Raw genomic sequence first — 12,789 nt, forward strand, 5'->3', positions numbered from 1 at the left:
AAGCCCTTGCTGGAAACAGTCAAGGGTTTCTTTCGTTTAAGTACTTCCGTATTTCCCCGTACAATGCTATTGCATATCCTCCGCCTATCGGTTTTCGCAGCATAGGATCGTCGGTGAGCCCTGCGCATCGGCAGCTGTTCCGCAAACGGTAGCAGTCCTGCAACCACAACTGTTACTGTGCTCAGTGGTAATGGTACATTGCTCCTATCTCACTTAAACCCAATGCCCTTTTCTTTAAACCTGCAAGCTGCAGCATTACTTCCCGAATAACCGGATATTCCTCAGAAACTCTTTTCATCCCTTTGCGGGAGATAGCTACAATATGGCGAAATTTTGAATTAGTACTGTTGGCATCGGGCCTTTATTGCTATTTATGTTGTCTATAAACAGCTTCGTAATAGGTTTGTAGCTTTTGCCTATGCTAGCGGTGGATTATATGGTCCTTGTTTGTAAAAATGGAGTTAAGCAAGAATAGGAAGGCTATCCAATTCCGTAAAGAATCTTGATACGGCAGGTAATTTTTTTGACTAGCACGCTTACAAAATCTTTGCTATAAGCTGAGCAAGGATAGCCTTGTCCAGAGGCTTGGTCATGACGCCATCAAATTGATGTAGCTGCCCCTCGGGAATTTGTACGGTTACTTGTGACTCGTCTGAAGTGAGGGCGATAACCTTGCTGTTCCATTCCTGTTTAAGATTACTGTCTTTGACAGTATTCAAAATGTCCCAACCGGTAGGGCCAAACATTTTGAGATCAGTAATGATAATGTCAGCGTTATTCTTTTCGAGGTATGCGATTGCAGCGGAGGAATCTTCGAAAATCTTTACATCATAGAAATGTAGTAATGCCTGTTTAACAAATAAGTTATTAATTGGGTTATCATCAACAACAACAAAACGTAAGTTTTTTGAAAGTTTGTCTAAGCTCGTTATTTGTTTCATGTATTTAATTTCTTCGGTTAATGGAACGACTAATGTAAATATGGATCCCTTACCCTGTTGGCTTCTAACACTTAAGGTTCCGTTTAGTTGCTCGGTCATAAGCTTAGATATATGTAAGCCCAATCCGAAACTATGCTTGGATTTTTGATCGGTCATATAATATTGTTCGAAAATATGTCCTTGATCTTTTGCAGAGATACCTTTTCCTGTATCCTTAACTACTATATGTAATTTGGAGCTCTGATCGCTGCTGATAAATGCTTTCACCTCGATCTGACCTTTATTTGTATATTTAATCGCATTGCTCAGCAGATTGGAAACAATCTGACGTACACGATATGTTCCGCTTTTGATTGAGATGTTGGGATCAATATCAATATAACTAATAAGCTTCGTAGAAAAGATTCGTCAATTGATTTTTAGAACTATATGCTTTATTTAAACGGGCTTCGGTCTTTTGGTACTCAATATATTGATAGGTAAATATCGAACCGATATAAACCAAGGAAAGAATTAGAAAAGCAATTAAAACTGTCCTGATAATAAATAATTTTTTACTGTTTTTCACGTTATTGTTCTTTCACCCCAATAAGTTAACTATAGCCTATTTTGTTTTGTCTGGAAGTCAAATTTAATACTAAAAAATGATATCCTCTTGGTGTGCCTGTAGCCAACGAGCTACTTTTTGAAAATCTTACACAATCGTTTGATTGAAAGTTGGAGTAGAAGGATCATTTTTTATTTTTTATTTTGCATAACGAAACCAATAAACGGTCTTTTTTTTGTCTGTTTATTTAAAAATAAAAACTTAAATTTTAATGAAAACACTCCTCTGTTCAGTAGCGTTATCCCTTTTATTTGCGCAAGGGCTCCATGCGCAGTCTGGGATTGATATTATCCCCAAGCCTCAGGAAATCAATAGGGGAGCAGGCCAGTTTCTGTTAAATCCACAAACTACCTTAAGTTTTAAGAACTGCGATGTGAAAGATGTGTCTTTGTTTGTTGAGCAGCTGAGAAAAGTAACGCATTATCCCCTGAACGTGAGGAAACAGGCGAGCAATAGTATTGAATTTAGACTAGACCCTAAATTGACAATACCTAATGATGAAGGCTATCAGCTTGAGGTTTCCAATCGGGGAGTGGTCGTGACAGCAAAAAGCTCCCATGGGCTTTTCAATGCAACGCAATCACTGCGGCAACTTTTACCGACAGCTTTCGAGGGTAGTAACCCAACCAAAGAAATAAGCTGGAATATTCCGGCTGTGAAAATTAAAGATTATCCCCGCTATCATTGGCGCGGTTATATGAAAGATGTGAGCCGGACATTCTTCGATGTGAAAACCGTGAAAAAGTATTTGGATGTCATGGCATTATACAAAATGAATACTTTCCATTGGCATTTGACGGATGACCAGGGCTGGAGGATCGAAATAAAGAAATATCCGAAATTGACCATGGAAAATGCGACGGTATTTCATCGAACAGAAAAACAACCTGCAGAACGCAGTGGATTTTATACACAGGAGCAGATCAAGGAAGTTGTTCAATATGCTCGAGAACGCAATATTACGATTGTGCCCGAGATTGATGTTCCTGGACATTCATGGCCAACCATATTAGCCTATCCTGAACTTGGGGTAAACAAAAATTCCTACCCGAATCACATCTTTCCTTTTGTGTCATCTTGGGGCTATTGGGGAAATCAATTTACCCCCAATACATTGGATCCGACAAAAGAGTTTACGTATGAATTCTTGAATAATGTGTTCACTGAAATCGCTAATCTCTTCCCAGGTAGTTATATTCATTTTGGAGGGGATGAGGTTCGTCATGATTTGTGGGAAAAAGAGGCACATGTGCAGGATTTTATGAAGCAGCACCAGATTAAGGATGTCAAAGCACTGCAGAGCTATTTCGTTCAACGCGTTTCTGATATCATCGTTCAGAAAGGGAAAAAACCGATCGGGTGGAATGATATCTTAGCTGATGCTGAAAACTTGCCGAAGAGTACAGCAATCATGAGCTGGCTTGGTGAGGAAGCGATCAAGGAAGCGACCAAACATGGATTTAAGGCCGTAGCCACACCGGCATCGCATCTCTATTTTGATATTACACAGGCCGATCGGAATGATGGTACCATGACTGACCTGGCCTATCCGCAGATAAACTCGCTGAAAAGAGTGTATGAATTTGATCCTTCTGCAGGACTTAGTCCGGCTGAGGATCAGCTTGTCCTTGGTGTTCAGGGAAATATGTGGACAGCGTTGGCCCAGGATATTAAAGACCTGAATGTGCAGAATTTTCCGCGATTGCTTGCGGTTGCTGAAATTGGATGGGCTGCTAAGTCAGCAAAAGATTATTCAGCGTTCAGCCATCGATTGGATGCCAATCTTCCAAGATTAGATTCCATGCGTATTGATTATTATCGTCCCGGGGGATATATTGCGGGATCATGGGGACCTAATGATATCAAGGAAACGTATAGTTTTCTAACTTTTGACGTGAGCAGGAAGATTTACGATAATGGACGAGCGCAAGCTGGATTTTTCTTTGTGGAGGGGAAGAATTTTCTGGAAATTGATGCCGTACAATTGCTACAGGACGGGCAGGTCATTGCAGAGGACGGACATCATGCGCTTGCGGATAAATTTAGGGGAACCAACAAGATCAAACCTTTTTACTACAATTTTACAGTGACGAATTATAATCCCCAATCGAAATACGAAATCAAAGCCCGCGTCAGAGGCGCTGGCGGTGTGGATTCAAAAGGAAATTTTACATTTAATTTGTCTCCGAATAGGCCTTTTGATAAGATAGAAAAAAAATAAAGGGTATTACCCTTTATTTTTTACTTATTTGAGTTCGATCATCTTTTGATTTGCATTCTCTTCTTTTACTTCTTGAAGGATTGCAATTTCAATAGGTGCAATCAGGCTTAGAATAATCAATGCAATGAAAGCTACAGGGAAAATAATTCCGATGATTACAGCTAATAGCAGGGAGATATTTAAGTATTCTTGTCCATTCTTGGAGGAAACTTTTAAACGGGAGCTTTTGAAGGAATCAAAAAGATCTTGAAAAACTTTAGTAATTGTTTTACTGTTGATGCTGAATGTTGTTTTAGTTGCCATGATGTTTATTTTTTAATTTTTTTATTTCTTATTTGATGACTCAAAGATAGGAAGCAAATATGGCCCTGAAGAGGGGCATTAGGCCAGTCTCGAGACAATCTCGGTAAACGACCCGCTTTTATCGGTTAATACTTTTTTGAAATTAGGGAAAGTGATATGATGATCACTATAGCTGAGGGGGGATACATTCTTAAACAAAAAACAGGGGTAGCTTTTTAGGCTACCTCTGTTTTTTGTCTATTATTTTGCTAGCGTGATTATAGACCTACGTGCTCTGTTTTCGATTTTGTTGGTCCCGATGGTCCTTGTTTAAACGCTGGGTCATAGTTCCATTCAATCGTGTCGGTTAATACCTTACCGTCTTTTTGGATTACTTTTGCTTCTACAGTATTCTTCCCCAGTTTTAGCTTCACGTTTTCGAAGATGTAGTGTACGTTGGTCTGACCAATTTTGGCCCCTTTGATCGTTTGCCCATTGATGATCAATGTTGGCTCACCTCGGTTCGAATAAACCGTAATAGGCGTGATTTCATTACCTCTGTTGATCATACGACGCTGTGTAATATATAAAACGGGTTCTTTGCTCCAATTGGCTTTGTACCAATAAAAGCCATCCTTCTTCAGTTTACGGTCAAAGGAAACCAGTCCTTTATAATTCCGTGGGTTAACATTCAGCGCAGTAATGGGCGTGGCAAAATCGAATGTGTTCCAGACGTAAGAACCTAGGAAAATTGGGCTTTTGGATATCACGCCCCAATGTACTTCATGAAATTTGGTTGCATATTCTTCAGGGAAAAACGATGGATTGCTCCATTGATTTCCAAAATTTCCAACCTCTTCTGCTTGATCTTCGGGAATGGCTTCTGCACCATATTCCGAAAAGATAATCCGGTAATCTTTGAATTCTTCACTGATACGTTTTGCCCAGGAGGCGACATCATCCTCTTTATCTGATTTATCCTCTAATTCACCATTATACCAGCCGAAGTAATGGTTAATGCCTTGAACATCTGCATTATTGTTAACTGGATGGTCGATAACATTGTAACCGCTGACAGAAACGGTATAGCGATCAGGATCTTCGGATTTAGCGAGGTCATTTAATTTGGTCGTTAGCTCGACGGTATAGGCTGAAGGAGCGTATACCTCATTGTGCATACCCCATATATAGATGGAAGGATGGTTGAAATTTTGGCGGATCAGTTCTTTCAGTTGTTGTTGTGCGTTGTTTTCTTCCAAGGTGGTTACCCGATTGACAAACGGGATTTCGGCCCAGATAACGAGACCCATGCTATCGCATTTTGAATAGAAGTACTCAGACTGTTGGTAATGTGCCAATCGGATCGATGTTGCTCCCATTTCTTTGATGATTGCCAGGTCTTCGTCGTGGTCTGCATTGCTTAGGGCAGATCCTTTACCTAGTCGATCCTGATGGCGACAAACACCATATAGTGGATATTTGATATCATTTAGGAAAAATCCTTCACCGGTTCGTAATTCAAATTTACGAAGACCAAGAGGTGCTGTTACCTCATCAATTACCTGGTTGTTCTTTTTGATTTGTGTGACCACCTTATAGAGATAGGGATCATCTAAACCTTGCCATAAATGTGGACTTTTGACTAGGATCTGTTGCGTAACGGTTTGACGACCTTGCGGTAACAACGTGTACTGTGTGCTTTGTTTGGCTTTAATCGATCCGTCTTTTTCTAAAACGGTTGTCAATAACTCAATTGGTTGTTTTTTCCCGGATTTGTTGTCTATTTTTATTTTTACAGCAACATCGGCAGTTTTCTTGGAGACATTTTTTTGCGTGATATAGATTCCTTTAGCTGCAAAATCATTCACCGCAATATGGATGTCGTCGGTTACAATAAGCTCGACAGGTCTATAAATACCGCCGTACATGGGGAAAAGGGTATGGTTAACAGGAATGACCTGTGGTGTAGCTTCATTGTTTACCTTCACCAAAATCTCGTTTTCTTTTCCAAATTGGAGCATAGTGGTCAGTTCGAATACAAATGCAGAATAACCACCCTGATGTCTGCCCACGAAGTTATAATTTCCATTGCGTTTCGTATTGTCGTAGGTAATATCATTTTTGCCTTCTTTGGTAGGAAGGGGCTGATTGTTTACGTATACTTCTGTGTTGGTATTGACCCCTTCAAATCGAATGAAAATGCGTTTGCCTTTCCAAGCTGTTTCGGGAACAAATGATTTCCGGTAATAAGCATCGCCGGTATAAAAACGCTCATTTTTTCCTAAACTACCAGACTTAATCTCTTTGGCCTGCATATCGTTTGCATTCCAGGTGTGCGGTAAATTGACAAGCTGCCATTTCCCTTCAAACAGTTGATTATAGTCTAATGTCGAAGTAGAAAAAGGTCCCTTTTTGAAAGTCCAGCTGGTATTAAATGGAACTACGGTTCGTGCTTGTACGTTCAATAGCAGTATTCCAATAAAGATTAAGGTATAAAAGATCTTTTTTATCATACGGTTTTAACTTAGGGTGTTGTATTTGTGTCTTCAAATATAGCTAACAAAATGATAATGACTAATTGGACTAGCCTCGGTAGAACTGCTATCCGATCTTGTTTTTAATTAATAGTGATCAAAATATCGCTATTAATAATTGTTTTTTCTTTATTCGCTTTGTTGCGTCCATTCACTACAACGTTTTCGAGATTTGCGCAAACGATTGACTATACTTGGACTACAGTAATACATAATAAATTCTTTACCATTGTATTACAAGATACACTGTGGGCAGAACCGATATAAACAGTTCATACGATGGATTTTCATATTCCTTTTACATCGCGTGCTGGCTGTGGTGTGCCGATTATAGCACAAACTAGGTTTGAATAATGTAGGATCGAACCTCGTTAGAAACAAATAGTTTACACAAGCAGATTTAATCTGATCAGTTGAAAATAACTATAGAACGGATGAAACATAGATTAATAGGAACATTTCTTTTGGTATTCTTGACGATACAGTTTGTGGAGGCACAGGTTGCTATTATACCACGTCCGCAACAGCAGGAAGCGCGGAAGGGGAAACTTATCCTAGGTAGAAATATAGGCATTATAAGCGATCCTTATTTTGATCCCACGATATTGTATTTCAAGAAGCTACTGCTTGGGCGTTTCGGGATTTCGGCCTATGTTGCGACCAAGGTCGACGAAGCCCAAGTTATGGTAAGTTGGGATAAAACACTTGAACATGAAGCCTATCGTTTGCAGATAGATCCTACTCATATTCGAATTTACGCTTCAGATAAATCAGGACTTGTCAATGGAATTGCAAGTTTAGACCAATTGTTGTCTCTTGCAACCCAAAGCGGTGATCAGCGTGAGTTGGATGCTGTTGAAATTACAGATAAAGCACAATTTACATGGCGCGGTTTTATGTTAGATGAGTCGAGACACTTCTTCGGGAAGGAAAAAGTAAAGTCATTGTTGGATTGGATGGCTTTTTATAAATTGAACAAGTTTCATTGGCATTTGACGGATGAGCCTGCATGGCGCCTTAGTATACAACGTTATCCCTGGCTGGCTCAAATAGGTGGGATAGGCAATTATTTAGATCCCTATGCTGGAGTACAGTATTATACGCAAAATGATATCAGTGAGATTATTGCTTATGCTGATGAACGTAATATTGAGGTCATTCCTGAGATTGATATGCCTGGACAAGCAACAGCGGCAAATCGCGCGTATCCGTTTTTATCGGGCGGGGGTAATGAAAAACACCCTGATTTTACTTTTCACCCAGCAAAAAATACGACATATTCATTTTTAAGCCATGTATTGCGCGAAGTAAAAGCGCTTTTTCCTTCGACCTACATTCATTTGGGCGGAGATGAGGTTGCTTTCGGTAGTGATGCCTGGAATAATGATCTAAAGGTGCAGGAGTTAAAAAAGGCAGAAGGGCTGAAATCCAATAAGGAAGTGGAAGAGTATTTTATTCGACGTATGGCAGATTCCGTTGCCCGAATAAATGGAAAAATCATTGTTTGGGATGAGATGGTAGACGCAAAACTGAATAAAGCGCAGACTGTGATGATGTGGTGGCGCCATGATAAAGCCGAACAGCTCAACAAAATTTTGGATAAAGGATATCAGGCAATTCTTACACCGCGTTTACCTTTATATTTTGATTTTGTGCAGCAGGAAAACCATCGGTATGGACGGAAATGGGGCAAAGGGTTTAACCCTATTCAAGATGTCTACAATTTTGCAGGCGAACAGTTGGATAGTTTAGGTGGTCGAAGAAAACAGATATTGGGTATCCAGGCCAATCTATGGACTGAAACCGTGACAAATACCAATCGATTGGATTATCTCGTCTTTCCGAGAATTGCGGCATTGGCGGAAGCAGCATGGAAATCTGGCAAGCAACGTAATTTCGACCAATTTACTGAAGTGTTAAAGAAACATTTAGCATTGTATCGGGAACAGGGACTCTATTACTTTGATCCATTTCAGGACAATAACCCTGAACCGGTAGTCATGAAGAATGTACAGAAACAGTATATTGATCGTCCCGACTAGTTGCGTTTTTGTCTTTGAATAAGTTGGACTATATAGAATCGTGGTAATAAACAATTAGATAAAATATGATAAGCTATAACAGATTGATGATGCCCTTGCTGTTGGCTGGTGCGCTATTGGCCGGGAAAACAGTTTCTGCCCAATGGACTGGGCCACGCAAAAAGGTGGAGCAAAGAATTGACGTAAAATACGGGCCTTTAACACCGGCACATCGAACCGATGAAGCGATGGAGCGTTTTCGGACATATGGTTTAGGACAGTTTATCCATTGGGGCCTTTATGCTATCCCAGGAAATGAATGGGAAGGAGTAAGCGCTCGTAAAGGTGCGGCCGCTTCCGAATGGATTCGTACCTGGAGTGGACCTACTGCACCAAAGGACTGGAAAAACACCTATGATAATTTATACAAGCAATTTAATCCCAAAGGATTTGATGCAAAGCTATGGGCTAAGCAGGCTAAAGAAATGGGGGCAAAATACCTGATTTTTACCACCAAACATCACGATGGATTTGCCTTATGGCCTTCGAAGTATACAGACTATACCATTAAGAAAAGCCCTTATAAAAAAGACATCGTCAAGCAGGTTGTAGACGCTTACACCGCTGAAGGGATAGATGTGTTTTTGTATTTTTCGATCTTAGAATGGAATAATTCAAACTATATGGGTAAGGCGCCGTCTACACCGGAAGAAAAGGCAAAATTCAATAAGTTTTTGGAGTATACCCGTAACCAATTGTTGGAGTTGCTTCAAAACTATCCGCAGATAAAAGGGTTTTGGTTCGATGGTACCTGGGATCAGTCCTGGATTCAGTCGTATGACTTTACCTATAAACTGGAAAAGGAACTCCGCGAGAAACATCCGGGCCTAATCATTGGTAGTCGTTTTCGAAACGATGAATTTGGAAAGCGGCATTTCGACTCGAATGGAGATATGTTGGGAGATTATGAGCAAGGCTGGGAGCGTAAGATGCCGAAAGAATTTGAATGGCTAGAGGGGCGTGACTGGGATTGTGTGATGACCATCCCGCCTAACGGTTGGGGTTACATGAAAGATTGGTCGGGTATTTATACAAAGACATCCGACGATTTGATCGATATGTTGATGAATTGTGTGTCGATGAACGGGAATTTCGTGTTGAATTTTGGTCCGGATGGAAATGGTCGGATGCATCCAGGAGAGGATAAATTGGCGAAAGAGATTGGTGACTGGATCAAAATCAATGGTGAAGCTGTTTATGGTGTGAGACATGCAGGACTTGCTCCATCTAAATTGGGTTATTTTACAAGAAAAGAGGACAACCTTTATCTTACAGTCTTTAATCGACCGGTCAATAATATTGTACGCATTGCTGTACCGAAAAATTCAGCTGAGGTTCCGGTAGAGGCTGTGTTATTGCAAAATGGTCAATCATTAGCTCTTAAACGTTCCGACATTGGTTTGGATCTTGATAAGAATACATATTATGATGTTGTTCTTCCGGCAACGTTTAGTACAGATAAAGCTTTTGTTGTAAAAATGAAGCTTGGTAAGCCAAAAGGTCAGAGTGATCAACTCATGGATGCGAAAATGTAATTCGTGGCATTCGCGCGAAGTTTTTCGCGATCTCATCGGCATTTCAAATGTATATGAGCGCTACTCGAGACCATTGGGAGTGAACGAGAAAAAAGCGGGACTTAAATCAGTGTTGATTTAGGTCCCGCTTTTCTTTTATAGAATTTCCAACAGTTCCTGTGGATGGTGGATAATATGCTGTGCACCGTGTTGTCTTAACTCGCTCTCTTCCCGAAAGCCCCAAGTAACACCAATAGCTGTTACCCCTGCATTATTGGCGGTATCCATATCCACGGATGAATCGCCTACATAAAAGCAATCTTGTTTGCTAACACCGAGTGTTTGGATACTGTCGAAGACAATATCGGGATCAGGCTTGGCGGGGCGACCTGTTCGATGCCCCAGGACGAGATCAAATGAAATATCGGGAAAGTATTCGGCCATCAAAGGTATCACCGCTTCATGGTATTTATTTGATGCTACCGAGATGAGATAGCCTAATGATTTCAGTTCTTGTAGTAGCGGTATGATCCCTGTGTAGGGTCGTGTATGCGATACAGGTTTTTGTTCATAATACACTTTAAAGGCACGGAGTAAAGTTGAGATGATATTTTCTGTCCGTGCTTCTTTCGGTAATGCGCGTTCGATAAGTTTTTGGACACCGTTGCCGACAAATTTCTTATAAGCAACAAGGGGATGGGTTGGATATCCATATTGTTCAAGAATAGCATTGCAGCTGTCCCCGAGGTCCTGTAATGTGTCTAGCAGTGTTCCGTCCAGATCAAATAGTATAAGCTTCATCTGCTAAATCTAGTAAAAATTGAGATAGAACCATAGTGGAATGATGAGATTAAAAGGAACCTAATTATTTCCAAATGGAGGTATTTATATTTCCTTTCTGCGTATCATTTAGATCAGGGAAAAAAGTGAATCCAGTTATTTTTTCCAGCTCGCTTACGGTTAACCTATAATTTTCGAATGTGCTTCCTGCGGGTGGAATGACATTGTCTATTTTATAACCAATGGTATAATATTCGTTTCCTTTTTTCATTGCCAAGGCTTTGAAATAGTATTTTGGTTTCGCAATATCTTTTCCGTCGTTGTCCTGCGCAAAATCGAGGCTGTTATCTGTGCTTGTCTTAGGTATTGCGCCGGTTACGACATACATCGTGTCACACTGTGCGGTCCAGGTTCTGACTTTCGTTTCCAGGTTTGCCCAAATCCCTTGGTTAAGGCGTGAAACCTGTGCTGTCATGTTGGTAAAATAAAATGTTGTTTTATTTTGAGCGATATTGAAATTCCTGTCAGCACTTGGCAACTGGTGCCCTCTGTCGTACCCTGTTGGTTGAAATCCCTTAAATAGATTGGCTTGAAATGCTGTTGATACAGCAGGGTCGTAACCCCAGGCATCCGTACGGTTGCCTGAGCCTAAAATGCTGTTGTACAAGGGATATGCAACCCAATACGCCATTTTTAGCTTTTTATCATATAGCATTGCATAATTCCTACTATCGCTTGCGTCTGGCATAAAATGTTGTATAAATATCTCATCACTACTGAGATTACTCATTTTGGGTATTTCTAGATAAGCTTGTGAATCACCAATTTCTCCCATCAGTTTTCCATTGTCAATGTTGATATTAAAACTATACTGGCCACCCGCTACTAAATTCTTTAACTGCTGATTATGGGGTGCTGTCCAGGTATAGGTTTCACCATTAGTGGCAATAAATTTAATCGCTTTTCCTGTGATATCTTCTCCGGGCAGTAGCACAAACTCTATGCGAGTGGTTTTATTAGCATTTACAGATACGTTTTTTTGCACATCCTTTTTCTCGGTAGAATTAACATCCAATTTTCCTGTTGTCAAATCGAATCCTCCTTGGATGCTTATCGCTGGCATTTTTACTATAATCTGATTGGTCTCCAATGCGGCTGTATTGGTAATGGATAGATTAATGTTGATTTTGCTCAACTGTCGTACAAAAATAAGGGGTATTGTGCTGTTGCTTTTATCGATATTTTTGGCATTGCTTGCATACATCAGGTCTAAAGCTGCAACATTGGACTGATCACTTACATTGATGGGGTATTGAAAGTCTACTAGTGATTTGTAAGGATAATAGGCGATAAAGTCTACTTTTTCATTGGGTAGAAAGACTGGGCTACTACTTTGAAAAAGCGAACCGTTAAACGTGAAGGGGTGATTTTGGATTTGGTTGATAAGCGACTTTGCTACCAAAGACTGGCCGGCTCTGTACATATAAACACCAATTTGATCATTTTTATCCCAAGAAGTCCCTGTCGTTTTTGTATTGATTTGGCCTACAATGGTGGAGGTAAATTGTACCGCTGCTCGATCAATTCTAGATTCGGTTTTCTGACAAGAACTAAAAGTAAGCAATGCAATTATAAAGTAAGCTATCCAGAATATATTTTGATCCGGGATTGCTGTGTTCTTGTTCGTCATATGAATAGTTCGTATATATTGATAAAGTGACGGCAAAAATAGGCAAGTTGACTATACATTATAGCTATATTTTCAGTGCTACTGGTTGTAAGATTTGTATTCAATTGATCTTGAGATAGATATTTTAGGGACTATTCAG

The 12,789-nt window shown here is 40.1% G+C and carries 8 protein-coding genes; 3 read left to right on the plus strand and 5 right to left on the minus strand.

Annotated features, from left to right (window positions below; translation table 11 throughout):
- Positions 1–536: 536 nt before the first annotated feature.
- The gene (locus B4Z90_RS09645; RefSeq protein WP_312208734.1) at positions 537–1,346 is read right to left on the minus strand and encodes a hybrid sensor histidine kinase/response regulator; all 810 of its coding nucleotides are present in this window, start codon (positions 1,344–1,346) and stop codon (positions 537–539) included.
- Positions 1,347–1,759: 413 nt separating this feature from the next.
- Between B4Z90_RS09645 and B4Z90_RS09650 the strand changes: the two genes are divergently transcribed.
- Positions 1,760–3,769 carry a beta-N-acetylhexosaminidase gene (locus tag B4Z90_RS09650; protein ID WP_286802070.1) on the plus strand — a complete coding sequence of 670 codons (2,010 nt, stop codon included), beginning with the start codon at positions 1,760–1,762 and terminating at the stop codon, positions 3,767–3,769.
- Positions 3,770–3,793: 24 nt separating this feature from the next.
- Here B4Z90_RS09650 and B4Z90_RS09655 read toward each other — a convergent pair whose 3' ends face one another.
- Positions 3,794–4,072 (minus strand): DUF4342 domain-containing protein, encoded by a 279-nt coding sequence (locus B4Z90_RS09655; protein ID WP_075990719.1) that lies wholly within the window; start codon positions 4,070–4,072, stop codon positions 3,794–3,796.
- 257 nt (positions 4,073–4,329) lie between these two features.
- Positions 4,330–6,564 (minus strand): glycoside hydrolase family 2 protein, encoded by a 2,235-nt coding sequence (locus tag B4Z90_RS09660; protein ID WP_286802071.1) that lies wholly within the window; start codon positions 6,562–6,564, stop codon positions 4,330–4,332.
- Positions 6,565–7,019: 455 nt separating this feature from the next.
- On the opposite strand from B4Z90_RS09660, the gene B4Z90_RS09665 reads away from it, so the two are divergent.
- Together B4Z90_RS09665 and B4Z90_RS09670 are read left to right on the plus strand one after the other, a co-directional pair.
- Complete coding sequence (locus B4Z90_RS09665; protein WP_286802073.1) at positions 7,020–8,627, plus strand: beta-N-acetylhexosaminidase; 1,608 nt, start codon at positions 7,020–7,022, stop codon at positions 8,625–8,627.
- Between the two features lie 65 nt (positions 8,628–8,692).
- Positions 8,693–10,201, plus strand: coding sequence for an alpha-L-fucosidase (locus B4Z90_RS09670; RefSeq protein ID WP_286802074.1), 1,509 nt, complete (start codon positions 8,693–8,695; stop codon positions 10,199–10,201).
- A 135-nt stretch (positions 10,202–10,336) separates the two neighbouring features.
- Here the strand turns inward: B4Z90_RS09670 and B4Z90_RS09675 are convergent, their stop codons facing one another.
- Positions 10,337–10,981: an HAD family hydrolase gene (locus tag B4Z90_RS09675; RefSeq protein ID WP_070561777.1), complete on the minus strand. Its 645-nt coding sequence runs from the start codon at positions 10,979–10,981 to the stop codon at positions 10,337–10,339.
- A 64-nt stretch (positions 10,982–11,045) separates the two neighbouring features.
- Complete coding sequence (locus B4Z90_RS09680) at positions 11,046–12,650, minus strand: DNA/RNA non-specific endonuclease (protein WP_286802075.1); 1,605 nt, start codon at positions 12,648–12,650, stop codon at positions 11,046–11,048.
- Between the last annotated feature and the right edge of the window lie 139 nt (positions 12,651–12,789).

The organism is Sphingobacterium sp. UBA5639, assembly GCF_002421245.1.
GTDB lineage: Bacteria > Bacteroidota > Bacteroidia > Sphingobacteriales > Sphingobacteriaceae > Sphingobacterium > Sphingobacterium multivorum.

Coding starts and splice junctions, on each gene's coding strand:
- B4Z90_RS09660 (WP_286802071.1), bottom strand. CDS start 6,564: ATGATAAAAAAGATCTTTTATACCTTAATCTTTATTGGAATACTGCTA.
- B4Z90_RS09665 (WP_286802073.1), top strand. CDS start 7,020: ATGAAACATAGATTAATAGGAACATTTCTTTTGGTATTCTTGACGATA.
- B4Z90_RS09670 (WP_286802074.1), top strand. CDS start 8,693: ATGATAAGCTATAACAGATTGATGATGCCCTTGCTGTTGGCTGGTGCG.
- B4Z90_RS09655 (WP_075990719.1), bottom strand. CDS start 4,072: ATGGCAACTAAAACAACATTCAGCATCAACAGTAAAACAATTACTAAA.
- B4Z90_RS09650 (WP_286802070.1), top strand. CDS start 1,760: ATGAAAACACTCCTCTGTTCAGTAGCGTTATCCCTTTTATTTGCGCAA.
- B4Z90_RS09680 (WP_286802075.1), bottom strand. CDS start 12,650: ATGACGAACAAGAACACAGCAATCCCGGATCAAAATATATTCTGGATA.
- B4Z90_RS09675 (WP_070561777.1), bottom strand. CDS start 10,981: ATGAAGCTTATACTATTTGATCTGGACGGAACACTGCTAGACACATTA.